The organism is Streptomyces sp. PL-29 (assembly GCF_058344425.1).
In genome coordinates, this window is the sequence record NZ_CP136996.1 from 3,742,123 (window position 1) to 3,766,842 (window position 24,720).

The following is a 24,720-nucleotide window of genomic DNA, read 5'->3' on the forward strand; positions in this document are numbered from 1 at the left end:
GGTCAACCGGGGATCCGCTGCTATGTTTCGCAATTTTTCGGCGGCAGGGTAGGGAACCTGACAACAAAGCGGCGGAATGTAGCAGCAGATCCCCGGTTACCCAAACCGGGGATCCCAAGTTACAAAATATGCATGCCCCCGACACCTCTGGAAATCGGTCCGGCCGGGAATCGAGTCGCCCGTGCCATCGAGCGAGCCCGCACCGCCCGCGGTGTCGCCCAGGCGCCAGCTGGCAGCCCGTGCCACCGCGCTGGGCCACCCCATGACCGTCACGACGATTTCCCGCATCGAACGCCGACGCCGCCGCTGCGACGTCGACGACCTCGTCGCGATCGCCGCCGCCCTCGGCGTCTCCCCGCTCGTGCTGCTCCAGCCCGCCGCGTAGCCGCACGAGCCCGGCCTGCGGCGTGCCAGTGTCGCCGCCGGCCACTCCGCTCAGGCCATCTGCCCACTCCAGAACCGCGGTCGAACCCTCGACCTACTCCGCCGTACCTGATGAGGATCCTTCTTGCGTCAATCGCCCATGGCCGCAGCCTGTTCCGACTCCTCCGCCCTTCCCCGTCTGTTCCGCCCCAAGGAGATAGCCGATGCCCTCGGTTGTTCCGCCTGGTGGGTCAAGGACCGGGCCAGCCGGGGACGCATCCCGTTCACCCGGGTCGGACGTGCGTACCGCTTCACCGCTGAACACCTCGCGGAGATCATCCGCCTGTACGAAGTGCGGCCGGCGATCGCACCCGAACCAGTCGCACCCTCCGTCCGCACGGTGCCGTCGCGCACGGCAGCCCCATCCGCCCGCCTCCGCGCCCGTCGACCCCGCCGCGCACGCCAGGACGATTTCGACACCACCGCGTAGCTGACGAGCAACCAAGAGGGGAGGAAACAGTGGGCTTCGCGGAGAAGCGCAGCAACTACTGGCGCGGTCGTTACAAGGCGGCGCCCGAAAGCACAACACGGTCGTCGACTCGACCGGAGCGACCATCAAGTTCGCCACCAAGCGAGAGGCCAAGCGGGCCGCCGACGAGGCGGAGATCGGCTTCCGGCGCGGCGACGTACGTGACCCGTCGCTGGGCCAGGAGACGTTCGGCGAGTACGCGAGCCGCTGGTACGGCGCCCAGGACCTGGCCGCGTCCACCATGCAGAACTACCGCCGCCACATCGAGGAACACCTGCTCCCCGACTTCGAGGACAAGGCCCTCGCTGGCATTCTCCGTACCGACGTCGCGCTGTGGGAGAAGAAGGAACGCGCCTCCTACGCAGCCTCCAGCGTCAAGACGTGGCGGGCCACGCTCCACCTCATCCTCGCCGACGCCGTCGACGAGGGACTCATCGACGCGAACCCCGCCGCCAAGCGCCGGGGGAGGGGCAAGCGGGCCGGCCGCTCCGCCGACCGCGGCCCGGAGAAGGTCGTCACGGACGCGCTCGGCGCCCTCCTGATCGCCGAGCGGGCCGCCCTGCTCTCCGGCCGGGACGACGAGTTCGTCGCGGTGATCCTCAAGGCGTACACCGGCATGCGCTGGGGCGAAATCGTCGGCCTGGAGACCGAGTTCGCCCGCCGGGGCTCGGTGCGTGTGGAGTGGCAGCTGTACGAGCTCGACTCAGGGGTGATGGTCCGCTGCCCGCCCAAGGACGACAGCTACCGCACCATCGACGCCCCCGACTGGCTCTCGGCCCTCGTGGCCGACCACGTCGCCCGTACCAAGCCCAAGCCGTGCCCGTGCCATGGCAGGACGTACGTCTTCCAAGGCCAGGGCACCGCCCGCACCGGAGGCCACCAGGGCGCGAAGCTGGTCGACGTAGCCCGCCGCGCCGGCGTCTCCACGGGCACGGTGTCCAACGTCCTGAACCACCCCGACCGCGTGCGCGAGGCCACTCGCACCCGGGTCGAACTCGCCATCACCGAGCTGGGCTTCGTACGCGGCGGGGCACCCACGGAACACGCCGCCCACTGGCGCCGCAACGGCTTCGCCACCTGGCTCTTCCACCCGGCGACGACGGGCTGGTACCCGAAGAAGGCGCCGCAGGAGCCCCGTCCGGTTCCGCTCCTTGGCGACCCGTTCCCGGGCATCCCGGTCCGGGGTCGCAACGCCCAGGGGCGCGCCGACGCCTGCTGGACGGCTATCGCCAGGGGCCTCACCCCGCACGGCCTACGCCATTCCCACCGCACCCACATGGAGGACCTCGGCACGGAGAAGGTCCTCATGGACGAGCGCATGGGCCACATCGACGGCTCGGTCTCCGCGCGCTACGCCCACGTGACCTCGGGCATGCGCCAGTGCCTGCTCGCGGGCCTCACCCAGCAGTGGGAGGCAGCGCTCGATACCCGCCTGTCTATGACCCCGAGGTCCCCGGTGCGTGCACTCGACACGCTTCTGCGAGCTCGATCGGCCGTACGGTAGCCGGACGGGGTGCGTGCCGCGCCCGGCAGCACGTCAGTTGCGCAGGAGACGCCGGAGGTCGTCCAGCGGCAGGCGCGTTTCCCGAGAAGCGGCGCCCGCCTCGAAGCGGATGCCCTCAGTGCCGAGGACATCCGCGGGAGTCTCTGTGCGCGGCCACTGGAAGCCGGAGCTGACGGCCCCTGACGTGGTGAGCACCCGCCATGCGTTGGGGCACTTGCCGCAGGTCGCCAGGTGAGTACCGACCGGGACGGCATGGCTGTTGATCACAGTCGCCACGTCTCCGTAGGTCGTCCATCGCCCGGACGGGATGGCTTCCAGGAGAGCGTGCAGACTCGACCAGTCCTTACGGGTACCGCTGAGCTGCTTGGCCAGGTCCGCGAGGTGGCTGCCCGCCAGCGCTGCCCACTCGTCGGGGTCGACGGTGTCCGGGACGGGTTTGGCATCGACGTCCCACCAGGTGGTGCCCTGTATCCCGTCGGCTTTGCGGCCGGTCACGCTGGTGAAGATGTGGTTGGCCAGCCCGGTCGGCGTGTACGGCTTACCGTCGGCTTCCCAGGTCAGTGGCTCGGCGGTGTTGTTGCTCCATGTGGCGCTCGCGCGTCTGCCGTCCTCACCCACCCAGGCCCGGATGTCCTCGCGGACGGATTCCGGTGCGCCATGCCTCGGTACCAGCCGCAGCCGAGCCCCGTCCGGCAGCAGTCCGGCGTCGACGAGAACGTGCACCGCGTTGCGGGCACGTGAGCGTTCCTCCAGTTTCCGGGCCGCGGCCTTGGCCTCGATCCGGGCCGGAGCGAGAGTGAACTCCTCGACCTCCGGGGTCGGATAGACCTTGGTGAATCCGGCGACGAGCTGTCCCTTGACCTTCCAGAGGCCGACCTCGATGAGGTCGATGTCGAGGTTCATCTCCGACAGCCACACGACGGTGTGGGTGACCTGCTTGGGGAAGCCGGCCGCGATGATCACCTGTCGGGGGCGCTGGAGCAGTTCCGGACTCCAGTCCCCGTCCACGTGGTTCAAGAGGCGCTGTCGGCACTCGTCGAGTTCGACGCTCTCGCCCCTGCCCTTCAGGAAGTCACGGTGCGCCTGGGCCAGGGTGTCGAGGTCGAACCGGGACACCAGGGCGGCGTAGGTGATCGCCTGGAGGTGGACGTCGCGGTCGGCGCTACCCCGCTTCAGCTCGACCACCACGAGGCGCCCGGTGGCATCCAGGCCCAGGACGTCCAAGCGGTCGCGCGCCGGCACCCCGTCCGTGTCGGCCCACCGATCGAACTCGGAGGTGATCACGAGCACCGATTCGCCGAGGACCTGAGGGTGCTCGATCACCCACTCCTGGAGGTGCTGCCGTTCGAGGAGGCCTTCCGCTGCCAGCGTGGTCGGTGAGACCGGCGTGGCCGAGTCCCCGTCGACGGTGAAGAGATGATCCACGCTGTCCCCCTGCCCCAGTCCGTCAGCCCGGCGCTCCCACGCCGACTGCCCCGAGCCTACGTGCGGGTTGTGACATGGGGCACTCGCTTTGCGGTAGATCACGGACGGCTTGGGAGGCGATTCCGAGGTCGGTCCCCGGCGAGATCTCGTGGATGGGCACACGGCGGTGCCGTCGGCCTGGCTCAATGGAGGCATGGAGATCGGAGAGTGCTGGGCCTATCGGGCCAAGCCGAAGGAGCTGGGCGGTGCCCTGCGCCAGGTGGAGATCGTCCGGGTGGGAGCCTCCGGCAGGTCAGGGATCCACGTGCGGTTCCTGGACGGTGATGAGGCTGGACTGCAGGAGTGGGTCAGCGCGGGCTGTCTGGTCGCTCTCTGGGCTGACGTCGATGCCTTCCGTGCGGATGACACGGCGGAGCTCGCCCTGACCGAGGCGTCGAGGGAGGTACGGGGCAGCGCCGAGTGCGAGGCGGCGCGGATGATCCTGGGCTTCGTCCACCCCAAGGGGCGACTGCGTCTGCGCAAGGCGGTGGCCGACGCGGGCGTGCTGGAGCTCGGCCACCTCGACGAGACGGCGCCGCTGGTTGGCATGGACCCCGCCGAGCTTCGCGACGATGCCATGGTCCACGAGGACCGCAACGGCCTTTGTCTGGTTGGCTGGCCGGTGGCCGAGCGGATCGCACGGCAGGTGGCCAAGCGGCTGGCAGAGGAGGTCCTGCCGGAGGTGGACCGGCGGCAGCAGGCCGTGGACGAGGAGCGCGCCCGGCCCTCCTGGCACTCGTACCACCGCCGGGACGACCGCAAGCTGGACGCCGAGGCGGCCGCCCTGCGCACGGTCCGGGAGTGGTGCGGTGAGGAGAAGGCCGAGCGCTACGACGAGCTCGTCGCCCTACGCGCCGAGGTCCTGCGACTCGGCGAACTGGTCGAGCAGGCAGTGAAGGCGCTCCGGGACCGTGGGCACGGCGTCATCGCCTCCACCATTGAGCGCGGCCTTGGGGTCCATGTCTCCAGCCTTGGTCCCGACGTACGTCGCTGAAGCCGTCGCGCCACCGCTCGGGCTCCGGCTTGGGCGGTGTGGGCTCCACCGGCGCCTTCACCTTCTCCGGGCGGTGCGGGTGCCAGCCATCGAGGAACGGCCGCAACTCGTCCCCCGTCGGCTCGGCGTGGAAGTTCCGGGCACCGAGACCCTTCCCGTTCAGGGTGGGGTCCAGGCGGTCGGCCTCCGCCCTGCCCCACGCCGACCACTCCCGGAGCCGCTGGGCCTCGACGGGGTCCTCCGTCTGGGCGGCGGCTTCATCCAGCGCCGTGCAGAAGGTCCGGATATCTCCTGCGGCTCGCCACTGCTCCAGCGCGGTGCCGAAGTGTTCGGCCCGAGCCGCGTCCACCGCCTTGATCGAAGCCGCGCCGACCGCGGCCTCCCACTCCCGTTGGGCGCGCTCTTGCCTTTCGGTTTCCAGTCGGCGGTTCTCGGCTTGCTGCCGTTCCCGCTCGTCCCGAAGCCGACGCTGTTCGGCCTCCTGCTCCAGCCGGGCCCGTTCCTGCTCATCGGCCCGGGTTCTCAGCGCCCGGAGTACCGAACCGATCTGGTCCTCAAGAGGCTTCTTCTCGGTGTCGGCCCACTCCTTCTTCCAGCCGTACTGGTAGCCCTGTTGCTGGGCGAGGACCATCTCTAGCTCGCCGGACGGCTCGAACCGTTGCGCCGGGACGACCCGCTGCCAGTCGTACGTGCGGCGGCCCGCCGGCTTGGGCACATACCGGACCTGCTTCTGACGTTCCTTGAAGGTGATCTCGTACGTACGGCCATGGATCGTGAGCAGTGGCCTCGCCTGCCTGCGCTTCTTGGACACCGCGATCTCCCCGTGGAGGGGGAGGGCCTGCTCGGCGATGAGGCGGAGCAGGGACAGCACGCGGGGAAGCACCCCGTCGGAGATCTCGAAGGCGCTGTGGTCCGCGGTCACGGCAGCGAGGACATCGTCCACGTCGGTGATCACCCGACTTCGCGCCAGACGGATCCGATTCCACTCCGTGTCATCCTCGCCGGTCACCCGGAGCAGCCCCAGGAAGAAATCCCCCTTGGCCCGCCCGCTGTACTTCAGGTGGTACCCGGCAGGCGCACACCGACGAGCCGCGTCAAAAGCCCTTCGGTAGCGGGCTCGCTCCGCCTCGTCCGGGTTGGAGATGCGCAGGAAGCGGCCGGCCTGCTGTACCTCGGCGATCAGGGCCTGCCCGATGTCCGCAGGAGAACGCCGTGGGGCCCTGACAACGCGCTGCATGGGGAGCTTCTGCTCGGCAGCGGCCTGCTGCTCGAGGTGGTCGGATTCCTGCTTCCCGTGTCCGGACGGCGTTGCCGGGCGAGACTTCCGCGGCGCCGGCTTGGGCCTGTCGGGGTGATGGCCGTGCTGAAGGTAGAAGCGCCCGACCTCGGTGATCTCCGCCTGCCATCTCCCGCCCTCCTTGGGCATGACGATGTGCCCCCGCTCCTTCAGGGCTCGGGCGGTGGCGGCGAATTCGGGGGTGTCTGACGTGACAGGTTCGACGCCCTCCCCGATCCGTGTCAGGAGGGTGAGCTGGCGATCGTTGAGGGGTGACCAACGGTGCATGTGATCGTCGTACCGTCGGGGCTCGTGCCGGCACAAGCCATGCGGTGAGCTTTCCAAGCGGGCGGGCGCTCGGCCCGGCCCCCGTGGGAGCCGGATTCCGAGGTCGGCTCCCAGATGGCTCCCAAGACAGGCCCGTAAACGCAGGAAGGGCCTGACCCGCGATGCGGATCAGGCCCTTGACCTGGTCTTACGAAGTCGGGGTGGCGGGATTTGAACCCACGACCTCTTCGTCCCGAACGAAGCGCGCTGCCAAGCTGCGCTACACCCCGATCGTCGCCCTGAAGTGTTGCTGTCCTGGCGACATCGATTACTTTAGCGGACCTCTCGCCGGAGACGAAATCCGGTTTTCGCGGAGGGGGTGCGGGGCCCCTAGACCTTCGGTGTCAGCGTCAGGAGCGTCGCCTCCGGCGGGCAGGCGAAACGGACCGGGGTGAAGCGGTTGGTGCCGCAGCCGGCCGAGACGTGCAGGTAGGAGCGGTGGCCCGCCGCCTCGTGGGTGGAGAGCCCCTTCACCCGCTTCGTGTCCAAGTCGCAGTTGGTCACCAGGGCCCCGTAGAAGGGGACGCACAGCTGCCCGCCGTGCGTGTGGCCGGCGAGGATCAGCGGGTACCGGTCAGCGGTGAAGGATTCGAGGACCCTCAGGTACGGGGCGTGCACCACGGCCAGCGAGAAGTCCGCGTCCGCCTCGGGTCCGCCGGCGACGCTCTCGTAGCGGTCCCGCTTGATGTGCGGGTCGTCGAGACCGGTGAAGGCGAGCTCCAGCCCGTCGAGCTTCATCCGGGCCCGGGTGTTGGTGAGGTTCAGCCAGCCCGCCGCGTCGAAGGCGTCCCGCATCTCCTCCCACGGGTTGTGCACGGCACCGACGACCGGCTTGTTGCCGTTCAGGCCGTGCCGGCCCTGGACCTTCTCGATGAGGTAGCGCCCGGGGTTGCGCAGCCGCGGTCCGTAGTAGTCGTTGGAACCGAAGACGTACACGCCGGGGAAGGACATCAACGGGCCCAGGGCGTCCAAGACCTCGGGGACGCCTTCCGTGTCGGAGAGGTTGTCGCCGGTGTTCACGACGAAGTCGGGGCGCAGGCCCGCCAGCGACTGCAGCCAGGCGCGCTTCTTGCGCTGCCCGCCGACCATGTGGATGTCCGAGACCTGGAGTACGCGCAGCGGGCGCGTCCCCGGCGGCAGCACCGGCACCGTGACCCGGCGCAGTCGGAAGGACCGCGCCTCGAAACCGGCGGCGTAGGCCACACCCGCGGCCCCCACCGCAGCGATACCGGCAGCCGCCTTCAGTGGTACTCCGTAACGCGCACGCATGGACCCATCGTCGCAGACCGGAAAACGGGTGAGCGCCACCGTCCCCGCACCTGGCAGACTCACCTGCATGACCACGCTCAAGGCCAAGCTCCAGGAAGACCTCACCACCGCCATCAAGGCGCGCGACGAGCTGCACTCGTCCACGCTGCGCCTGACCCTTGCCGCCATCACCAAGGAGGAGGTCGCGGGCAAGGAGGCCCGTGCGCTCTCCGACGAGGAGGTCCTCAAGGTGATCGCCAAGGAGGCGAAGAAGCGCCGCGAGGCCGCGGACGCCTTCGCGCAGGGTGGTCGTCCCGAGCAGGCCGCGCGCGAGAGCGCGGAGGGTGAGTTCCTGGACACCTACCTGCCCAAGCAGCTCTCCGACGAGGAGCTCGCCGGGATCGTGGCGGAGGCCGTGGAGGAGGCCCGCTCGGCGGGCGCCGAGGGCCCGCGGGCCATGGGCGCCGTCATGAAGATCGTGACCCCGAAGGTGGCCGGACTGGCGGAGGGCGGGCGGGTCGCCGCCGCCGTGAAGAAGGCGCTCGCGTAGGAACCCCGGAGACGGAAAGGGAGAGGGCCCCAGCCGGTCGGCTGGGGCCCTCCCTCATGTGGTCGCCGCGTGCGGCCCGCTGCGGCTACGGGCCGTCGGGGCCGCCGATCACGGTGCCCGGATCGAGGGAGATGCCGGGCAAGGGGATGTCCGGCTGGCCCGCACCGCCGCCCGTGGGGCCGCCGGTCTGGCCGGCGTTCTGGCCGTCCGGCCGTCCGCCGGGCTTGCCGTCGCCGCCGGGCTTGCCGGGCCGGCTCGGGTTGCCGGTCGACGGCTTGTTGCCGCGGGAGCCGCCGGAGGGCACGCTCGGTTCCGCGATGTGGACGGTGGTGAAGCGCGGGGCCTCGCGGCCGGACAGCGCGCCCGTGATCGCGTCCTTCCAGATCGGGCCCGGCAGACCGCCGCCGAAGACCTTGGCGAAGGACTTGCCGCCGATCACGATGTTCTCCATCGTGATCTTCCTCGCGCCGCCGGAGCCGACCCACACCGCGCCCGAGACGTTCGGGGTGTAGCCCACGAACCAGGCGTTGTAGCGGGAGTCCGTCGTACCGGTCTTGCCCGCGCTGTCGCGGTCGGTGAGGCCGGCCCGCTCACCGGTGCCGGAGTCGACCACACCGCTCAGCAGGGTGTTGATGGTGTCGGCGGTGTTCTGTGACATCGCCCGCTCGCACTTGCTCTTGGGCACCGCGAGCGCCTTGCCGTGCGCGTCCGTGATCGACTCGATCGCGATCGGGGTGCAGTAGACGCCGCGGTTGGCGAAGGCCGCGTACGCGTTGGCCATCGTCAGCGGGGACATCTCCTCCGAGCCGAGCGCGATGGCGGGGCCGTCGGCCAGCTTCGCGCCGCTCGCCGGCACCACGCCCAGCTTCGCCGCCATCTCGGACACCGGGCACAGGCCGATCTCGGAGATCATCTCGACGAAGTAGGTGTTGATCGACTTCTCCATCGCCGTGCGCAGCGAGTAGGGGCCGATCTCGTCCTCGGTCTCGTTCTCCGCGGACTCCTTCTTGGTGTTGACGTAGTTCGAGCCGTCGCAGCGGCGGATCGGGCTCGGGTAGTCCATCTTGTTCGGGGCCTGGTAGACCTTCGTCGGGGGCATGCCCCGCTCCAGGGCGGCGGCGGCGATGAACGGCTTGAAGGTCGAGCCGACCTGGAAGCCGAAGTTCGAGCCGCCCATCCGCTTGTCCACGGAGTAGTTGATCTGCGTCTCGTTCTTGCCGAAGCCGTACGGCTTGGACTGGCCCATCGCCAGCACGCGTCCGGTGCCCGGCTGGACCATGGTCACAGCCGTCGCGACGGAGTCCTCCTGGTAGACGTGGTCCTTGATCGACTCGTTGGCCGCGTCCTGCGACTGCGGGTCCAGGGTGGTGCGTACGGTCAGCCCGCCCTGGTTCCAGATCTTCGCCCGCTCCTCGCGCGTCTTGCCGAAGACCGGGTCGGTCAGGAAGGAGTTGCGCACGTAGTCGCAGAAGAAGCCCGCGCCCTTGACCGCCGTGATGCAGCCGTTCCGGGGCCTGGTGACCTTCAGGGTGACCGGCTTCGCCTTCGCCTCGTCGGCCTCCGCCTGCGAGATGTCCCTGGTGTCGGCCATCCGCTGGAGCACCACGTTGCGGCGCTTCATCGCCTCCTGCGCGTCGTTCACCGGGTCGTAGCGGCTCGGCGACTGCACGACGCCGGCCAGCAGCGCGGACTCCTCCAGGGTCAGGTCCTTGGCCGGCTTGCTGAAGTAGCGCTGGGCCGCGGATTCGATCCCGTAGGCCTGCTGGCCGAAGTAGGTGATGTTGAGGTAGTTCTCGAGGATCTTCTTCTTGCCGAGCTCCTCCTCGACCTGGATCGAGTACTTCAGCTCGCGGATCTTGCGGCCGAGGCTCTTCTCTTGGGCCTCGCGCACCTTGGTCTCGTCGTCGCCCGCCTCCTCGACGAACACGTTCTTCACGTACTGCTGGGTGAGGGTGGACGCGCCCTGTGCCGCGCCGCCCTCCTGCGCGTTGCGGTTGACCGCGCGCAGGATGCCCTTGAGGTCGACCGCGCCGTGCTCGTAGAAGCGGGAGTCCTCGATGGCGACGATGGCCTTCTGCATGTACGGGGAGATCGAGGTGAGCGGTACCACCTGCCGGTCTCGTGAATAGACGGTGGCGATCAAGCCACCCTCGGCGTCCAGAATCGTGGTCCGCTGGCTCAGCGGCGGTGTCTTCAGATTGGCCGGGATCTCGTCGAATCCTTCGACCGTGCCCTTGGCGGCCAGCCCCAGGGCGCCTGCAGCCGGAATCGCCATGCCGGCCAGCACGACTCCGGAGAGAACGGACACCCCGAGGAACTTGGCGGCCTGCTGGCTCCCGGTGAGCCCGCCGCCCGAGCGCTTCTTTCCCATGGAGGGCAGCCTACGTTCTCATTCACCGGACACGCGCGAATGCCTTGGCCTAAGCTGACCCCAACTGTCACAGCAGTCCGGTGCGACATCAACCCCTCGGCTTGATTTTCACCCTTCCCGAATGGGGTGGACTGATGTCCGAATCTTGTCGCCCCCGTGAACACGATCCGCCGATTACACCCGAATCGCCGGAATGGTCGGGCATGTCGCCGGATCACTCCGTCGGGTGATCTGCCGCTTACCCATAGTCCGTTCGGACCATTCAAGATTGGGCCCGTCGGGGGTGTTGCGCTGTGCCCGGCTTCCGTAACGTCCTCAACTGGCAGCGGTGAATATGCCGCTACCGCCGTGGGGGAGCCTCGATTCGGGAGAGGACGGCGCCGGGATGGGCTGGGTTACCGACTGGAGTGCGCAGGCAGCCTGCCGCACTACCGATCCGGATGAACTGTTCGTTCAAGGAGCGGCACAGAACAGGGCCAAGGCGGTGTGCACCGGGTGTCCGGTGCGGACCGAATGCCTGGCCGACGCGCTCGACAATCGCGTCGAGTTCGGCGTGTGGGGCGGAATGACCGAGAGGGAACGACGTGCGCTGCTGCGCCGGCGTCCCACCGTCACCTCGTGGCGACGGCTGCTCGAAACCGCCCGTACAGAGTACGAGCGCAGCACGGGCATCCTCACCATGGATGCAGACGCGGAGATCGACGTTGCGTACGAGACGTACGCGGCAGCCGGGTAGAACACGCGGCCGCCGCCTTCGTACAGACGCCTACGCTCCGGCCGGTACCCCGGCCGCGAGTCGTTCTCCGATGGCCCGCAGCCCGGCGAGGTCGTGCACATCGCCGGGCAGGGCGGCCACTTCGGCCACCGCCACCTCGGGGTGAAGCGAGGTGAATCGATCACGCGTGCGCTGTTCACGCGAGATCACCTGCATGCGTTCGGCGTGCAGGCGCAGCAGTCCTGCCGTGATCCGGTCGACGGTCGTGGTGTCGTCGCGGTGGGTGTCGTCATCGGCGCCGGGGGGTTCGGCGGCCGTGTCACGAAGTCCAGCTTTCCCGGACTCCTGATCGACAATGCCGCCGTCTTCAAGATTCTCTGCGGCGGCCAACGCCCGTTCGGCGGACAGCTGGTCGGCGCCGCTGCCGTGCACGCGGTTGAGCACCAGGCCGGCCAGCGGCATGCGCTCCGCAGCCAGCCGTTCCACGAAGTACGCCGCTTCGCGCAGCGCGTCCGGTTCGGGCGCCGCGACCACGAGGAAGGCCGTGCCGGGCGCCTGGAGCAGCCGGAAGGTAGCGTCGGCGCGTGTGCGGAAGCCGCCGAACATCGTGTCCATCGCCGCCACGAAGGTCTGGACATCCTTCAGCAGCGAAGCCCCCATCAGCTTGCTGAGGGTGCCGGTCATCATCGACATGCCGACGTTCAGGAACTTCATCCCGGCCCGGCCGCCCACCTTCGCCGGGGCCATCAGCACCCGGATGAACTTCCCGTCCAGGAAGGACCCCAGGCGTTTCGGCGCGTCGAGGAAGTCCAGCGCGGACCGGCTCGGCGGGGTGTCCACGATGATCAGGTCCCAGTCGTCCCGGGCCCGCAGCTGCCCGAGCTTCTCCATCGCCATGTACTCCTGCGTGCCCGCGAAGCCGGCCGACAGCGACTGGTAGAAGGGGTTGGCGAGGATGGCCCGGGCCCGCTCGGCGTCCGCGTGCGCCTCGACGATCTCGTCGAAGGTCCGCTTCATGTCCAGCATCATGGCGTGCAGTTCGCCGCCGTCCTGGCCGGCCTCACGGACTCTGCGCGGGGTGTTGTCCAGCGAGTCGATCCCCATCGACTGCGCGAGCCGCCGCGCCGGGTCGATGGTCAGCACGACCACCTTCCGCCCGCGTGCAGCGGCCCGTACGCCCAGTGCCGCGGCCGTGGTGGTCTTGCCGACGCCGCCCGCTCCGCAGCACACGATGATGCGGGTCTCCCGGTCGTCCAGCAGCCGGTCGATCGCCAGCCGCGGCGGTGTGTCCAGACCCACCGTCTCCACCCCCTCGCTCATTCGGCCACCGACTGCTTCCGGAGTTCCTTGGCCAGCGCGTACAGCCCGGCCAGATCCATCCCCGCCCCGAGCAGGGGCAGTTCGTACGTCGGCAGGTCCAGGTTCGACAGTACGGCGCGCTGGGCGCGTTCCAGTTCCACCCGGCCGGCGTGCTCGGCGGCCTGCGCGAGCAGCGGCTCGACCAGCCGTTCGGCCAGTCCGCCGCGCCGCGCGCCGCCCAGCCCCGCCCGGGACAGGGCCCGGGCCACTCCGGCCCGGTGGTCGCCGGCCGCGGTGCGCAGGGTGTCCTCGTCCAGGTGGTGCGGGCGGACCATGTTCACGATGACCCGGCCGACCGGCAGCCCCGCCGCGCGTAGTTCCTCGATGCCGTCCGCGGTCTCCTGGACGGGCATCTCCTCCAGGAGGGTGACCAGGTGGACCGCCGTCTCGGGGGACTTGAGCACCTTCATGACGGCTTGCGCCTGGTGGTGGATCGGTCCGAACCGGGCCAGGCCCGCCACCTCGTCGTTGACGTTCAGGAACCGGGTGATCCGCCCGGTCGGCGGCGCGTCCATGATCACGTGGTCGTAGACGTACTGCCCGGCCCTGTCCTTGCGGCGGACCGCCTCGCACGCCTTACCGGTCAGCAGCACGTCGCGCAGCCCGGGGGCGATGGTCGTCGCGAAGTCGATGGCGCCGAGCTTCTTGAGGGCGCGTCCGGCCGAGCCGAGCTTGTAGAACATCTGGAGGTAGTCCAGCAACGCCCGCTCGGCGTCGATGGCGAGCGCGAAGACCTCACCCCCGCCCGGCGCCACCGCGATCTTGCGCTCCTCGTAGGGGAGCGCTTCGGCACCGAAGAGCTGTGCGAGCCCCTGCCTGCCCTCGACCTCCACCAGAAGAGTCCGTCCGCCCTCGCGCGCGAGGGCAAGCGCGAGTGCTGCGGCGACCGTGGTCTTGCCGGTGCCGCCCTTGCCGCTGACCACCTGGAGCCTGCTCACACCGCCCGAGCCTAACCACTCGGCTCCCGGGGCGCGCATGAGCCCCGCACCACAGGCACTACCCTCGCTCCCATGACCAAGAAGTTCGAATACGCGACGGTCCCGCTGCTGGTCCACGCCACCAAGCAGATCCTGGACACCTGGGGCGAGGACGGCTGGGAGCTCGTCCAGGTCGTGCCCGGCCCGAACAACCCCGAGCAGCTCGTGGCCTACCTCAAGCGGGAGAAGGCATGAGCGGCGTCGTCGACGCGAAGCTGGCCGAGCTCGGCCTGACCCTGCCCGACGTCGTCCCGCCGCTGGCCACGTACCAGCCGGCCGTGCGGTCGGGCGCCTACGTCTACACCGCGGGCCAGCTACCGATGGTCAAGGGCAGCATGCCCATCACCGGCAAGGTCGGCGCCGAGGTCTCGCCGGAGCAGGCCAAGGAACTGGCCGCCACCTGTGCGCTGAACGCGCTGGCCGCCGTCAGGTCGGTCGTCGGCGACCTCGACAAGATCGCGCGTGTCGTGAAGGTCGTCGGCTTCGTCGCCTCGGCACCCGACTTCACCGGCCAGCCGGGCGTGCTGAACGGTGCGAGCGAGCTCCTGGGCGCCGTCCTCGGTGAGAAGGGCGTCCACGCCCGCAGCGCCGTCGGCGTGGCGGTCCTGCCGCTCGACGCGCCCGTCGAGGTCGAGATCCAGGTCGAGCTGGTCCCCGGGGCCTGATTCCCCGCGGGAGCCCTACGGAACGGGGCGGGTGCCGGACGCGGCACCCGCCCCGTTCCGGTGGCCGCGCGGCGACCGGAACGGGCGACCCTCGAACATCGGGCCGGATGGCCGTAGCATCCGGCCATGCCGAATGGTCAGCAGCAGCCCCCTGCCGGGGGCCAGTGGTACCCGCCCGAATGGCCCGACCGCATCCGCGCGCTCGCGGACGGCTCGCTCACCCCGGTGCGGCCGCGGCTCGCCGCCACCGTGATGCTCCTGCGTGATACCGCGGACGGGCCGGTCGTCCACATGCTGCGCAGAAGGGCCTCCATGGCCTTCGCCGGCGGTGCGTACGCCTATCCGGGCGGCGGGGTAGACCCCCGCGACGAGGAACAGCACGTCGGCTGGGCGGGGCCGTCCCGGGCGGACTGGGCGGCCCGACTGGGAACCGACGCCCGTACCGCCCAGGCCATCGTGTGCGGCGCCGTCCGGGAGACCTTCGAGGAGGCCGGTGTCCTGCTGGCCGGGCCGGCCCCGGACACGGTCGTCGGCGACACCACCGGCGACGACTGGGAGGCGGACCGGCGGGCCCTGGTGGCGCGGGAGCTGTCCTTCGCGGAGTTCCTCGACCGCCGCGGCCTGTGGCTGCGCTCCGACCTGCTCGGGGCGTGGGCGCGCTGGATCACTCCGGAGTTCGAGCCGCGCCGCTACGACACCTGGTTCTTCGTGGCCGCCCTCCCCGAGGGCCAGCGCACCCGCAACGCCTCCACCGAGGCCGACCGGACCGTCTGGATCCGCCCGGCCGACGCCGCCGGCGGCTACGACAAGGGCGAGCTGCTGATGATGCCGCCCACCATCTCCACCCTGCGGTCGCTGGAGCGCTACGGGCGCGCCGCGGACGCGCTCACCGCGGCCGCGTCCCAGGACCTCGCCCCGGTGCTGGCGCAGGCCGCGCTGGAGGACGGCGAGGTGGTGCTCAGCTGGCCGGGCCACGACGAGTTCACCAAGCGCGTCCGGTTCGGGCGCCCCACAGGCCCTGGAGGCCCGGTATGAGCGACGCCGCCGCACTGCCCGGACAGCCCCGTGGAGTGGTTGCCTCCGGGCCGGCGACCGCCCGGGCGGTGAACGTACTGGCCCCCAACCCGTCCGCGATGACCCTGGACGGCACCAACACCTGGCTGGTGTCCGAGCCGGACTCGGACCTCGCCGTCGTCATCGACCCCGGCCCGCTGGACGAGGGCCACCTGCGGGCGGTCCTCGCCGCCGCCGAGCAGGCGGGCAAGCGGGTCGCGCTCACCCTGCTCACCCACGGGCACCCCGACCACGCGGCGGGCGCCGGCCGTTTCGCCGAGCTCACCGGCACCGCCGTGCGCGCGCTGGACCCGGCCCTGCGGCTGGGCGGCGAGGGCCTCGCCGCCGGGGACGTGATCCGCACCGGCGGGCTGGAGCTGCGCGTGGTCGCCACCCCCGGCCACACCAGCGACTCGCTCTGCTTCCACCTGCCCGCCGACCGGGCGGTGCTGACCGGTGACACCGTCCTCGGGCGCGGCACCACGGTGGTCGCCCATCCCGACGGCCGCCTCGGCGACTACCTGGACTCCCTGCGCCGCCTGCGCTCGCTCACCGTGGACGACGGCGTGCACACCGTCCTGCCGGGCCACGGGCCGGTCCTGGACGACGCGCAGGGCGCCGTCGAGTACTACCTGGCCCACCGGGCGCACCGGCTCGCCCAGGTCGAGACCGCCGTCGAGAACGGCTTCACCACCCCCGAGGCGGTCGTCGCCGAGGTGTACGCGGATGTGGACCCCTCCCTGTGGCCGGCGGCGCAGTGGTCCGTCCGGGCCCAGCTCGAGTACCTTCAAGATCACGGATTGATCCCGGGAGGGCCTGAATGAACACCGTGTTCCTGCTCGTCGTGCTGCTGGCCACCGCCGGATGGATCACGTCCGCGGTGTCGCTGCGGGTGAAGAGCCTCCAGGTGCAGGCGGACCGCGCGGAGCGCCGCCTGGCGTTGCTGCTGGACCACCTGGGCATCGAGGAGCCGGAGCCGGCGGGCCTGGACGAGGTGCGGGCCCTGGTCCGCGAGGACCGGCAGATCCCGGCCATCAAGGCCTACCGCCGCATCACCGGCGCGGGCCTGTTGGAGGCCAAGCAGGCGGTCGAGGCGCTCGCCCTCACCGAGCCGAAGAAGTAGTTCCCGCCCCCGCGAGGCGCCGGCGGCTCTTCGTGCCGTGGCGTGCCGTGTACTCGTCGGCGAGCCACGGGCCGAGGTCCTCGACGTAACCGCGCGGTACGGCCGGGTCCGCGACCGGGTCCAGGGCCACGGCGGCCGCGGCCCGCATCTGGGCGGCGCGCTCCGGGTAGTAGCTGCCGAAGACCTCCGCGGACTCGGCCAGATCACTGGTCCAGCCGCCCCACCTCGGCATGACCAGGGTGAAGCCCGTGCGTACCAGGCGGCGGGCGAAGAGCCGGCTCAGCCGCCGGTACTCCTGCGGTGCGGAAGCCTCCCGCAGGCTCCTGCGCCACGTGGGCAGGAGCGAGGCGAGGTCGCCGTTGGTCTCACGGGCCAGCAGGCTGTCCGGCCGGTAGCGCGGCAGGTGCTCGGCCAGGTCCGCGCCGAGCAGTGGGGTGCACAGGCAGGCGAGGAACCAGCCCAGGTCGAATCGTTCCTCCTCGCCCAGCACGGTGTCCTTGTCGTGCAGCAGGACGCCGACCCCGTCGATCTGGTCGAAGTCCTCGTCGATGCCCCGCGCGAGGACCTCGGCGGTGTCGCGGTCGTCGTCCGCGGGCGGGTGGTGGAGCACCAGCAGCAGGTCGAGGTCGGAGCGGCCGGGGCGGGCCGTCCCGCGCGGCACGGACCCGTACAGGTACGCGCTGTGCAGGCGGCGCCCGTAGGCCTCGGCCGTCCGCTCGCGCGCGGCGGCCACGACGTCTCGGAACTCGCTCTGCACCTGCCCCAGGGAGCCCTCCCGCTCGAAGTAGCCGTAGGCGTCCAGACCCCTGTGTTCCATGCCTCCACTGTGCACAGATCGGGCCCGGCGGTGTCCGAGGCGCGGGCGGCCCGGGGCGGAGCCCCGCGAACGGAGCCGCCCGGACGCGCGGAAGGGTCCTGCCCGGCCGGGCAGGACCCTTCGCAACGTCAGCGGCGGTGCCGCCGTCAGCGGGAGCGCTTCGCCAGGCGCTCCACGTCCAGCAGGATCACCGCACGGGCCTCCAGGCGGAGCCAGCCGCGGCCCGCGAAGTCGGCCAGGGCCTTGTTCACGGTTTCGCGCGAGGCGCCGACGAGCTGTGCGAGCTCTTCCTGGGTGAGGTCGTGCACCACGTGGATGCCCTCTTCCGACTGCACGCCGAAGCGGCGCGACAGGTCGAGGAGGGCCCGGGCCACGCGGCCGGGGACGTCGGAGAAGACCAGGTCGGACATCTGGTCGTTGGTCTTGCGCAGGCGTCGGGCGACGGCGCGCAGAAGGGCGGTCGCGACCTCGGGCCGGGCGTTGAGCCAGGGCTGGAGGTCGCCGTGGCCGAGGCCGAGCAGCTTGACCTCGGTCAGCGCGGTGGCGGTGGCGGTGCGCGGGCCCGGGTCGAAGAGCGACAGCTCGCCGATCAGCTCGCCGGGGCCGAGGACGGCCAGCATGTTCTCGCGACCGTCGGGGGAGGTGCGGTGCAGCTTCACCTTGCCCTCGGTCACGACGTACAGCCGGTCGCCGGGGTCGCCCTCGTGGAACAGGGCGTCGCCGCGTGCGAGGGTCACCTCGCCCATGGAGGCGCGGAGCTCCGCGGCCTGCTCGTCATCGAGCGCCGCGAAGAGCGGGGCGCGCCGCAGAACGTCGTCCACGAGTCTCTCTCCTATGTCGACCAGCTCAGGGGACCGTGCTCCCCATTTTGCCGGACGGCTCAAACAGTGCGATCAATCACAAGGATGCCGGACGGACGGGCATGCTGTGCGGCGAGAGGCCAATCGGAGTGGTGTTACCAGAGGTCCGGGCGGGTGTCGGCGCCCGGCCTTAGGCTGGCCGGGTGTCCAATAAGCCGGTGAGAGCACAGGCCAAGGGGTCCGTAGGAGTGACGGACACCCCGAATTCAGCTGTGGGCGAACAAGTCCCCCCGAGGGTCCCTCCGAAGGGTGCGGCCGGCCCTCAGGGCAAAGTTTCGGCCAAGAAACCGAGGGCTGCCAAGCCGGAATCCCGCCTGGCCATGGTGCGCCGGGCGCGCCGCATCAACCGCGAGCTGGCCGAGATCTACCCGTACGCCCATCCGGAGCTCGACTTCCGCAATCCCTTCGAGCTGCTCGTCGCCACGGTGCTGTCCGCACAGACCACCGACCTGCGGGTGAACCAGACGACCCCGGCTCTTTTCGCGGCCTATCCGACCCCCGAGGACATGGCGGCGGCCGTTCCGGAGGATCTGGAGGAGCTCATCCGCCCGACCGGGTTCTTCCGGATGAAGGCCAAGTCGCTGCTGGGCCTCTCGCAGGCGCTGCGGGACGACCACGGCGGCGAGGTGCCGGGCCGGCTGGAGGACCTGGTCAAGCTGCCGGGCGTGGGCCGCAAGACCGCCAACGTGGTCCTCGGCAACGCCTTCGGCGTTCCCGGGATCACCGTGGACACCCACTTCGGCCGATTGGTGCGCCGGTGGAAGTGGACCGAGCAGGAGGACCCGGAGAAGGTCGAGGCGGACATCTGCGCGATCTTCCCCAAGAGCGAGTGGACGATGCTCTCGCACCGGGTCGTTTTCCACGGCCGCCGCATCTGCCACGCCCGCAAGCCCGCCTGTGGAGCCTGCCCGATCGCCCCGCTCTGCCCGGCGTACGGGGAGGGCGAGACGGACCCGGAGAAGGCGAAGAAGCTGCTCAAGTACGAGAAGGGCGGCCAGCCGGGCCAGCGGCTGAGCCCGCCCCCGGACTACCCGGGCCGGCCCGCGCCGCCGCTTGGCGCGGGCGCGGAGCGGCAGGCGTAGGAACGAATCGGTACCCGGACCGCGTTTGCGGTGTGGGAGACGCTGTTGACAGAGGAACGCGGACAGGGGTGCCTATGACGCGCGGTACACGGGACGAGGCCGGGGTCGCTGCGGGAGTGCGCGCGGGGGGCGGCCCGGCCGTCACCACCGCGGGGCTGCCTGACTGGCTCGATCCCGTCGTCGAGGCCGCCCGGACCGTGGAGCCGCGGCAGCTGAGCCGGTTCCTGCCGCCCGAGGACGGCCGGGGGCGACAGTCGGCCGTCCTCATCCTCTTCGGGGAGGGGCTCCGGGGTCCGGAGCTGCTCCTGATGGAGCGCGCCGGCACCCTCCGCTCGCACGCGGGCCAGCCGTCCTTCCCGGGCGGCGCACTGGACCCGCAGGACGGGGATCCGCACACCACGGGCCCGCTCTCGGCCGCGCTGCGCGAGGCCGAGGAAGAGACCGGGCTTGATCCTTCCGGCGTGCAGCTCTTCGGGGTGCTGCCCCGCCTCTACATCCCCGTCAGCGAGTTCGTCGTGACTCCGGTCCTGGGCTGGTGGCACACCCCGAGCCCGGTCGGCGTGGTGGATCCGGCCGAGACGGCCCGGGTGTTCACGGTTGCCGTGGCCGATCTCACGGACCCCGAGCACCGGGTCACGACGGTCCACCCGCGGGGCCACCTGGGCCCCGGTTTCACGGTGGAATCGGCTCTGGTCTGGGGTTTCACGGCCGGGGTGATCGACCGGATCCTGCACTTCGCAGGCTGGGAACGTCCGTGGGACCGATCACGCCAGGTCCCGCTCGACTGGCACGCGTGAGACGGTGGCCCACGTGAACGTGCTGGACATCCTGTTGTTGCTCGCCGCCGTGTGGTTCGCGATCGTCGGCTACCGCCAGGGGTTCGTCGTCGGCGTCCTGTCGGTGATCGGCTTCCTCGGCGGTGGCCTCGTCGCCGTTTCCCTGCTCCCGCTGATCTGGGACCGGGTGACGGACAACGGCACCCAGGTGTCCACCACGGTCGTCGTCATCGCCGTGGTGGCGGTCATCATCTGTGCCTCGGTCGGCCAGGCGCTGACCACCCATCTCGGCGGCAAACTCCGGCGGCAGATCACCGGTGCCCCGGCGCGGGTGCTCGACGCCACCGGCGGGGCCCTGGTCAACGTGGTCGCGATGCTGCTCGTGGCCTGGCTGATCGGCTCCGCGCTGGCCGGGACCTCGCTGCCCACCCTGGGCAAGGAGGTCCGCAACTCCAAGGTGCTCCTGGGCGTTGCGCGGGTGCTGCCCGACCAGGCGAACAGCTGGTTCTCGGACTTCAGCTCCACTCTCGCGCGCAACGGCTTCCCGCAGGTGTTCAGCCCGTTCTCCAACGAGCCCATCACCGAGGTGAAGGCGCCCGATCCGGCGCTCGCCACCAGCCCCGTAGCGGACGTGGCCAAGCGCTCGATCGTGAAGGTCGTCGGTACGGCGCCCAGCTGCAGCAAGGTACTGGAGGGCACGGGCTTCGTGTTCGCGCCCGGCAAGGTCATGACCAACGCGCACGTCGTCGGCGGGGTCGGCGAGCCGACCGTGCAGATCGGCGGCGAGGGCAGGCTGTACGACGGCAAGGTCGTGCTCTACGACTGGGAGCGCGACATCGCCGTCCTGGACGTGCCCAAGCTGAAGGCGCCGCCGCTGGAGTTCACCGACAAGGACGCGGTGAGCAGCAGCGACGCGATCGTCGCCGGTTTCCCGGAGAACGGCGCGTACGACGTCCGCCCGGCCCGGGTCCGCGGCCGGATCAACGCCAACGGACCGGACATCTACCACCGCGGTACTGTCCGACGGGACGTCTACTCGCTGTTCGCGACGGTCCGTCAGGGCAACTCCGGCGGCCCGCTGCTCACGCCCGACGGCCAGGTGTACGGCGTCGTCTTCGCGAAGTCCCTCGACGACCCGAACACCGGCTACGCCCTGACCGTGGACGAGATCCGCGAGGACATCGAGAAGGGCCGGACCGCCGAGCGCCGGGTCGAGAGCCAGGGCTGCGCCCTCTGACGCGGCGCCGCCGGGTCCCTACGTCCGTGGATGCCGCAGGCGTGCGGAGACCCAGCGGGCCCGGCGGCGCAGGATGCGGGAAATCCCGAGCCGTGGGTCGTGGCCGTGCCGGCCGGCCCTCTCGTGCGTGCCCGGCGTAGCTGCCGAGCGGCGTTCGTGCGCGGTGTCACCGTAGTCGTGCGTCCAGCTCATACTCGGCTCTGTGCCCGGGCCCCAAGGTCCGTAACCCCGTACGCGACGTCCAATTGGCCTATGCGCGCGGCAATTGAAAGCCCATAGGACGATCGGACTGCCGAACTGCCCCTCGTGCGACGGGTGGTCAGCGGTCCGGCTCGGGGTCCTTCAGCCAGTTCACCAGCTCGGTCGAGAAGGCGGCCGGGTCCTCCTCGTGCGGGAAGTGCCCGAGGCCGTCGAACAGCCTCCACCGGTAAGGGGCTTCGACGTACTCGCCGGATCCGGCGGCACTGCGCGTGCGCATCACCGGGTCGAGCGAACCGTGCAGGTGCAGCGTCGGCACCCGGACCGGCCGCTTCATCCGCCGGTTGAACTGCAGCCCGTCGGGCCGGGCCATCGACCGCATCATCCACCGGTACGGCTCGATCGAGCAGTGTGCGGTGGACGGGATGCACATGGCCCGCCGGTACACGGCGAGATCCTCCTCCTCGGGGGGACGCGGCCCCGACCAGTCGCGGATCAGGTCCCCCACGAGGGCGCCGTCGTCGGCGACGAGCTGCCGCTCGGGCAGGAAGGGCCGCTGGAAGCCCCAGATGTGTGAACTCGCCCGGGACTGACCGAAGTCCGACAGCATCGCCGAGCGCCACCGCCGAGGGTGGGGCATGGAGGACACCACGAGCCGGCGTACCAGCTTGGGCCGCATCACGGCCGCCGTCCACGCGAGGTACCCGCCCAGGTCGTGCCCGACGAGAGCGGCGTCCGGCTCGCCGAGGGACCGCACGACCCCGGTGATGTCGAGCGCCAGGTTGGCGGGGTCGTAGCCACGCGGGGTGCGGTCGCTGCCGCCGACCCCGCGCAGGTCCATCGCGACGGCCCGGTACCCGGCGTCGGCCAGAGCGGTCAGCTGGTGCCGCCAGGTCCACCAGAACTGCGGGAAGCCGTGCAGCAGCAGCACCAGCGGGCCGTCACCGAGCTCGGCGACGTGGAAGCGGGCACCGTTGGCGGCCACGTCCCGGTGCGTCACCGCTTCCCCGCCGGGGAGGCCGAGCCGCACCGCCGTGGTGGCCGTGGGCGGAATGCTGGGGTCCGGCGTGGGCGCTGTCATGAGGACGAGCGTGCCACACCCACAGCCTGGTCACTCACCGGCCGCGGGTGCGGCTTGACGGTCCCGACCAGCGCGGCGGTCTGCTTGACCGAGGCGATGGACTTCTCCGGCGGCTTGATCTTCTTGAACTTCCGTACGGCGATCAGCGCGAGGACACCCGCGATCAGCAGGAACGCGCCGCCGACGATCAGGAAGGACCAGGCCAGGCCGAGCCCCAGGTTGTGGATCCCGTACGCGGCCGCGAAGGTCAGCACCGGGAGGGAGAAGACGGCGAACACTCCTGCGACGGCGATGGAAGCGCTACCGCTGCCCACACGCTTGACGTCCTCGCGGAGTTCCGCCTTGGCCAGGGCGATCTCGTCGTGAACCAGGGCGGACATCTCGGCGGTGGCCGAGGCGACCAGCTGGCCGAGTGTGCGCTCGGCTCCCTGCGCCTCTTGGTCCACTGCGCTCATCGCTCTCTCCCTCTGTCGTCGTCCGCCACCCGGCGGCGCCGTGCGTGTCCCTGCGTCGTCCCTCAGATCATGCCGGACGGTCGGCCTCGGTGGTGGACCCGGCCGCGGTTCGCAGCGCGGCGGCCGCCGCCTTCTCCGCCTTGCGGCGGTGCTCCGCCGCCCGGTCCTCGTAGATCTTCGCCATCCGCAGGTGGTAGTCGGGGTTGTCCTCCTCGTAGATGTCCGGGATGCCGTCGTGGTCCTCGTCGCGCTCCTCGGCCTCGGTGAGCGCGCGGTAGCGGCGGTTGCGGAGCTTGAGCAGGACGCACGCGATCACGGCGGAGATGAGGGAGCCGAACAGGACGGCGGCCTTGATCTCGTCGGCGAGGGTCGCGTCGTCGGCGAAGGCGAGCTCGCCGATGAGGAGGGACACGGTGAAGCCGATGCCCGCGAGCGTGGCCACGGCGAGTACGTCGGGCCAGGCCAGGTCCTCGTTCAGCTCGGCCTTGGTGAAGCGGGCGGCCAGCCAGGTGCCGCCGAAGATGCCCACGGTCTTTCCGACGACGAGGCCGAGGACCACGCCGAGGGTCTCGGGGCGCGTGAAGACCTGTGCGATGGCCTCGTCGGAGAGCGAGACGCCGGCGGAGAAGAGGGCGAAGAGCGGCACGGCGAGTCCGGCCGAGACGGGCCGGACCAGGTGCTCGATGTGCTCGCCGGGGGAGGTTCGCTCGCCTTCCCGACGGGTGCAGCGGAGCATCAGGCCCATGGCGACGCCGGCGATGGTGGCGTGCACGCCGCTGTTGTACATCAGGCCCCAGACGACCAGGGCGAGCGGGACGTAGACGTACCAGCCCCGGACGTCGCGGCGGAGCAGGAACCAGAAGAGGGCCAGGCCCACGAGCGCGCCGCCGAGCGCCAGGAAGTTGATCTCGCTGGTGAAGAAGACCGCGATGATCAGGATGGCGAACAGGTCGTCGACGACGGCGAGGGTCAGCAGGAAGGCGCGCAGGGCCGAGGGCAGTGAGGTGCCGATGACGGCGAGGACGGCGAGCGCGAAGGCGATGTCGGTGGCCGTCGGAACCGCCCAGCCGTCCATCGAGCCGTTGCCCGTGAGGTTGACCAGGGCGTAGACCAGCGCCGGCACGGCCATGCCGCAGAGGGCTGCGATCACGGGGAGCGCGGCGGCCTTGGGATCGCGCAGGTCGCCCGCGACGAGTTCGCGCTTGAGCTCGATGCCCGCGACGAAGAAGAAGATGGCGAGGAGGCCGTCGGCCGCCCAGTGCTGGAGCGAGAGGTCCAGGCCGAGGGAGGCGGGTCCGATATGGAAGGACCGGACGCTCGCGTAGCTGTCCGATACGGCGGGGATGTTGGCCCACAGGAGGGCGGCGATCGCGGCCACCAGGAGCAGGACGCCGCCTACCGTCTCGGCGCGCAGGGCGTCGGCGATGAAGCGGCTCTCGGGCAGCGAGAGGCGGCCGAGCAGCTTGCGGCTCTTGTGGTCGGTGGGGCTGGGCGCGGCCACGGGGGGCACCTCCGGGGGCGGTTGGACGGCATGGCGGAACTCGTTGCCGACCAGACTTCCCGGCGCACCCTGTGGTCTTTCTTTACGCTTAAACACTTTACAGGGTGTACGCAACGGTGCATCCGGCGATCGTTACTTTATTCGCGAAACAGGCACCCGGCGCGTCGTGCCGAGTGCCCGTTTCCGCGTGGATCG

24 protein-coding genes, 1 tRNA gene and 1 pseudogene are annotated in these 24,720 nt (G+C 70.7%); 14 read left to right on the plus strand and 12 right to left on the minus strand.

Annotated elements, in window-relative coordinates:
- The first annotated feature begins 181 nt into the window (after positions 1-181).
- From R4Z63_RS17155 to R4Z63_RS17165, 3 genes and pseudogenes are all read left to right on the plus strand, one after another.
- On the plus strand, positions 182-385 hold the full coding sequence (locus tag R4Z63_RS17155) for a helix-turn-helix domain-containing protein (RefSeq protein WP_384446045.1): 204 nt from the start codon (positions 182-184) through the stop codon (positions 383-385).
- A gap of 138 nt (positions 386-523) precedes the next feature.
- Positions 524-853 (plus strand): helix-turn-helix domain-containing protein, encoded by a 330-nt coding sequence (locus R4Z63_RS17160; RefSeq protein ID WP_384446067.1) that lies wholly within the window; start codon positions 524-526, stop codon positions 851-853.
- 29 nt (positions 854-882) lie between these two features.
- Positions 883-2,396 (plus strand): annotated as a pseudogene (locus R4Z63_RS17165) (LacI family DNA-binding transcriptional regulator).
- Between the two features lie 33 nt (positions 2,397-2,429).
- Here R4Z63_RS17165 and R4Z63_RS17170 read toward each other — a convergent pair.
- A complete protein-coding gene (locus R4Z63_RS17170) occupies positions 2,430-3,821 on the minus strand; it encodes a DNA-binding protein (RefSeq protein WP_384446046.1) in 1,392 nt (463 codons plus the stop codon).
- Positions 3,822-4,014: 193 nt separating this feature from the next.
- Here R4Z63_RS17170 and R4Z63_RS17175 point away from each other — a divergent pair, with 193 nt between their 5' ends.
- Positions 4,015-4,854, plus strand: a complete 840-nt coding sequence (locus R4Z63_RS17175) for a PE-PGRS family protein (RefSeq protein WP_384446047.1) — start codon at positions 4,015-4,017, stop codon at positions 4,852-4,854.
- On the opposite strand, the gene R4Z63_RS17180 is transcribed toward R4Z63_RS17175, so the two are convergent.
- The 3 genes from R4Z63_RS17180 to R4Z63_RS17190 form a co-directional block, all read right to left on the minus strand.
- The gene (locus tag R4Z63_RS17180; RefSeq protein ID WP_384446048.1) at positions 4,784-6,418 is read right to left on the minus strand and encodes a cell envelope integrity TolA family protein; all 1,635 of its coding nucleotides are present in this window, start codon (positions 6,416-6,418) and stop codon (positions 4,784-4,786) included. The genes R4Z63_RS17175 and R4Z63_RS17180 overlap by 71 nt on opposite strands.
- Before the next feature lie 195 nt (positions 6,419-6,613).
- A tRNA-Pro gene (locus R4Z63_RS17185) sits at positions 6,614-6,687 on the minus strand.
- 100 nt (positions 6,688-6,787) lie between these two features.
- Positions 6,788-7,726: a metallophosphoesterase gene (locus tag R4Z63_RS17190; protein ID WP_384446049.1), complete on the minus strand. Its 939-nt coding sequence runs from the start codon at positions 7,724-7,726 to the stop codon at positions 6,788-6,790.
- Positions 7,727-7,793: 67 nt separating this feature from the next.
- Between R4Z63_RS17190 and R4Z63_RS17195 the strand changes: the two genes are divergently transcribed.
- The gene (locus tag R4Z63_RS17195; protein ID WP_037920949.1) at positions 7,794-8,255 is read left to right on the plus strand and encodes a GatB/YqeY domain-containing protein; all 462 of its coding nucleotides are present in this window, start codon (positions 7,794-7,796) and stop codon (positions 8,253-8,255) included.
- Positions 8,256-8,340: 85 nt separating this feature from the next.
- Here the strand turns inward: R4Z63_RS17195 and R4Z63_RS17200 are convergent, their stop codons facing one another.
- Positions 8,341-10,626 carry a transglycosylase domain-containing protein gene (locus tag R4Z63_RS17200; protein WP_384446050.1) on the minus strand — a complete coding sequence of 762 codons (2,286 nt, stop codon included), beginning with the start codon at positions 10,624-10,626 and terminating at the stop codon, positions 8,341-8,343.
- 385 nt (positions 10,627-11,011) lie between these two features.
- Between R4Z63_RS17200 and R4Z63_RS17205 the strand changes: the two genes are divergently transcribed.
- On the plus strand, positions 11,012-11,362 hold the full coding sequence (locus R4Z63_RS17205) for a WhiB family transcriptional regulator (protein ID WP_181382488.1): 351 nt from the start codon (positions 11,012-11,014) through the stop codon (positions 11,360-11,362).
- A 30-nt stretch (positions 11,363-11,392) separates the two neighbouring features.
- On the opposite strand, the gene bagB is transcribed toward R4Z63_RS17205, so the two are convergent.
- Together bagB and bagA are read right to left on the minus strand one after the other, a co-directional pair.
- Positions 11,393-12,661 (minus strand): ATPase BagB, encoded by a 1,269-nt coding sequence (gene bagB / locus R4Z63_RS17210; RefSeq protein ID WP_384446051.1) that lies wholly within the window; start codon positions 12,659-12,661, stop codon positions 11,393-11,395.
- Positions 12,658-13,638, minus strand: coding sequence for an ATPase BagA (gene bagA, locus R4Z63_RS17215; protein ID WP_037920961.1), 981 nt, complete (start codon positions 13,636-13,638; stop codon positions 12,658-12,660). Before bagA ends, bagB begins: the two co-directional genes overlap by 4 nt.
- A gap of 72 nt (positions 13,639-13,710) precedes the next feature.
- On the opposite strand from bagA, the gene sp36 reads away from it, so the two are divergent.
- The 5 genes from sp36 (at position 13,711) to R4Z63_RS17240 (ending at position 16,518) form a co-directional block, all read left to right on the plus strand.
- A complete protein-coding gene (gene sp36, locus R4Z63_RS17220) occupies positions 13,711-13,872 on the plus strand; it encodes a Sp36 family protein (protein ID WP_007264966.1) in 162 nt (53 codons plus the stop codon).
- Positions 13,869-14,342 (plus strand): RidA family protein, encoded by a 474-nt coding sequence (locus tag R4Z63_RS17225; RefSeq protein ID WP_037920972.1) that lies wholly within the window; start codon positions 13,869-13,871, stop codon positions 14,340-14,342. The genes sp36 and R4Z63_RS17225 overlap by 4 nt, the downstream gene beginning before the upstream one ends.
- Positions 14,343-14,468: 126 nt before the next feature.
- A complete protein-coding gene (locus R4Z63_RS17230) occupies positions 14,469-15,377 on the plus strand; it encodes an NUDIX hydrolase (RefSeq protein ID WP_384446052.1) in 909 nt (302 codons plus the stop codon).
- Complete coding sequence (locus R4Z63_RS17235; protein ID WP_384446053.1) at positions 15,374-16,219, plus strand: MBL fold metallo-hydrolase; 846 nt, start codon at positions 15,374-15,376, stop codon at positions 16,217-16,219. The genes R4Z63_RS17230 and R4Z63_RS17235 overlap by 4 nt, the downstream gene beginning before the upstream one ends.
- Positions 16,216-16,518 carry a hypothetical protein gene (locus R4Z63_RS17240; protein WP_037920983.1) on the plus strand — a complete coding sequence of 101 codons (303 nt, stop codon included), beginning with the start codon at positions 16,216-16,218 and terminating at the stop codon, positions 16,516-16,518. Before R4Z63_RS17235 ends, R4Z63_RS17240 begins: the two co-directional genes overlap by 4 nt.
- Here R4Z63_RS17240 and R4Z63_RS17245 read toward each other — a convergent pair.
- The gene (locus tag R4Z63_RS17245) at positions 16,499-17,335 is read right to left on the minus strand and encodes a nucleotidyltransferase domain-containing protein (protein ID WP_384446054.1); all 837 of its coding nucleotides are present in this window, start codon (positions 17,333-17,335) and stop codon (positions 16,499-16,501) included. The genes R4Z63_RS17240 and R4Z63_RS17245 overlap by 20 nt on opposite strands.
- Positions 17,336-17,481: 146 nt before the next feature.
- Positions 17,482-18,156: a Crp/Fnr family transcriptional regulator gene (locus R4Z63_RS17250; RefSeq protein WP_003981529.1), complete on the minus strand. Its 675-nt coding sequence runs from the start codon at positions 18,154-18,156 to the stop codon at positions 17,482-17,484.
- Between the two features lie 251 nt (positions 18,157-18,407).
- On the opposite strand from R4Z63_RS17250, the gene nth reads away from it, so the two are divergent.
- From nth to R4Z63_RS17265, 3 genes are all read left to right on the plus strand, one after another.
- On the plus strand, positions 18,408-19,277 hold the full coding sequence (gene nth, locus R4Z63_RS17255; protein WP_384446055.1) for an endonuclease III: 870 nt from the start codon (positions 18,408-18,410) through the stop codon (positions 19,275-19,277).
- Positions 19,278-19,351: 74 nt separating this feature from the next.
- On the plus strand, positions 19,352-20,074 hold the full coding sequence (locus R4Z63_RS17260; RefSeq protein ID WP_078556361.1) for an NUDIX hydrolase: 723 nt from the start codon (positions 19,352-19,354) through the stop codon (positions 20,072-20,074).
- A gap of 13 nt (positions 20,075-20,087) precedes the next feature.
- Positions 20,088-21,290, plus strand: coding sequence for a MarP family serine protease (locus R4Z63_RS17265; RefSeq protein WP_037921510.1), 1,203 nt, complete (start codon positions 20,088-20,090; stop codon positions 21,288-21,290).
- A 319-nt stretch (positions 21,291-21,609) separates the two neighbouring features.
- Here the strand turns inward: R4Z63_RS17265 and R4Z63_RS17270 are convergent, their stop codons facing one another.
- From R4Z63_RS17270 to nhaA, 3 genes are all read right to left on the minus strand, one after another.
- Entirely contained in the window at positions 21,610-22,569 is a 960-nt protein-coding gene (locus R4Z63_RS17270) for an alpha/beta fold hydrolase (protein WP_384446056.1), read from the minus strand.
- A complete protein-coding gene (locus R4Z63_RS17275) occupies positions 22,566-23,024 on the minus strand; it encodes a phage holin family protein (RefSeq protein WP_037921007.1) in 459 nt (152 codons plus the stop codon). Before R4Z63_RS17275 ends, R4Z63_RS17270 begins: the two co-directional genes overlap by 4 nt.
- A gap of 67 nt (positions 23,025-23,091) precedes the next feature.
- A complete protein-coding gene (nhaA, locus tag R4Z63_RS17280) occupies positions 23,092-24,525 on the minus strand; it encodes a Na+/H+ antiporter NhaA (protein WP_106967577.1) in 1,434 nt (477 codons plus the stop codon).
- Positions 24,526-24,720: the final 195 nt, after the last annotated feature.

What these genes read in the sequence shown, in the direction of transcription:
- R4Z63_RS17160 (WP_384446067.1), top strand. Translation starts at nt 524, where the DNA reads ATGGCCGCAGCCTGTTCCGACTCCTCCGCCCTTCCCCGTCTGTTCCGC.
- R4Z63_RS17175 (WP_384446047.1), top strand. Translation starts at nt 4,015, where the DNA reads ATGGAGATCGGAGAGTGCTGGGCCTATCGGGCCAAGCCGAAGGAGCTG.
- R4Z63_RS17180 (WP_384446048.1), bottom strand. Translation starts at nt 6,418, where the DNA reads ATGCACCGTTGGTCACCCCTCAACGATCGCCAGCTCACCCTCCTGACA.
- R4Z63_RS17190 (WP_384446049.1), bottom strand. Translation starts at nt 7,726, where the DNA reads ATGCGTGCGCGTTACGGAGTACCACTGAAGGCGGCTGCCGGTATCGCT.
- R4Z63_RS17195 (WP_037920949.1), top strand. Translation starts at nt 7,794, where the DNA reads ATGACCACGCTCAAGGCCAAGCTCCAGGAAGACCTCACCACCGCCATC.
- R4Z63_RS17200 (WP_384446050.1), bottom strand. Translation starts at nt 10,626, where the DNA reads ATGGGAAAGAAGCGCTCGGGCGGCGGGCTCACCGGGAGCCAGCAGGCC.
- R4Z63_RS17205 (WP_181382488.1), top strand. Translation starts at nt 11,012, where the DNA reads ATGGGCTGGGTTACCGACTGGAGTGCGCAGGCAGCCTGCCGCACTACC.
- bagB (WP_384446051.1), bottom strand. Translation starts at nt 12,661, where the DNA reads ATGAGCGAGGGGGTGGAGACGGTGGGTCTGGACACACCGCCGCGGCTG.
- sp36 (WP_007264966.1), top strand. Translation starts at nt 13,711, where the DNA reads ATGACCAAGAAGTTCGAATACGCGACGGTCCCGCTGCTGGTCCACGCC.
- R4Z63_RS17225 (WP_037920972.1), top strand. Translation starts at nt 13,869, where the DNA reads ATGAGCGGCGTCGTCGACGCGAAGCTGGCCGAGCTCGGCCTGACCCTG.
- R4Z63_RS17230 (WP_384446052.1), top strand. Translation starts at nt 14,469, where the DNA reads ATGCCGAATGGTCAGCAGCAGCCCCCTGCCGGGGGCCAGTGGTACCCG.
- R4Z63_RS17235 (WP_384446053.1), top strand. Translation starts at nt 15,374, where the DNA reads ATGAGCGACGCCGCCGCACTGCCCGGACAGCCCCGTGGAGTGGTTGCC.
- R4Z63_RS17240 (WP_037920983.1), top strand. Translation starts at nt 16,216, where the DNA reads ATGAACACCGTGTTCCTGCTCGTCGTGCTGCTGGCCACCGCCGGATGG.
- R4Z63_RS17245 (WP_384446054.1), bottom strand. Translation starts at nt 17,335, where the DNA reads ATGGAACACAGGGGTCTGGACGCCTACGGCTACTTCGAGCGGGAGGGC.
- R4Z63_RS17260 (WP_078556361.1), top strand. Translation starts at nt 19,352, where the DNA reads ATGACGCGCGGTACACGGGACGAGGCCGGGGTCGCTGCGGGAGTGCGC.
- R4Z63_RS17270 (WP_384446056.1), bottom strand. Translation starts at nt 22,569, where the DNA reads ATGACAGCGCCCACGCCGGACCCCAGCATTCCGCCCACGGCCACCACG.
- R4Z63_RS17275 (WP_037921007.1), bottom strand. Translation starts at nt 23,024, where the DNA reads ATGAGCGCAGTGGACCAAGAGGCGCAGGGAGCCGAGCGCACACTCGGC.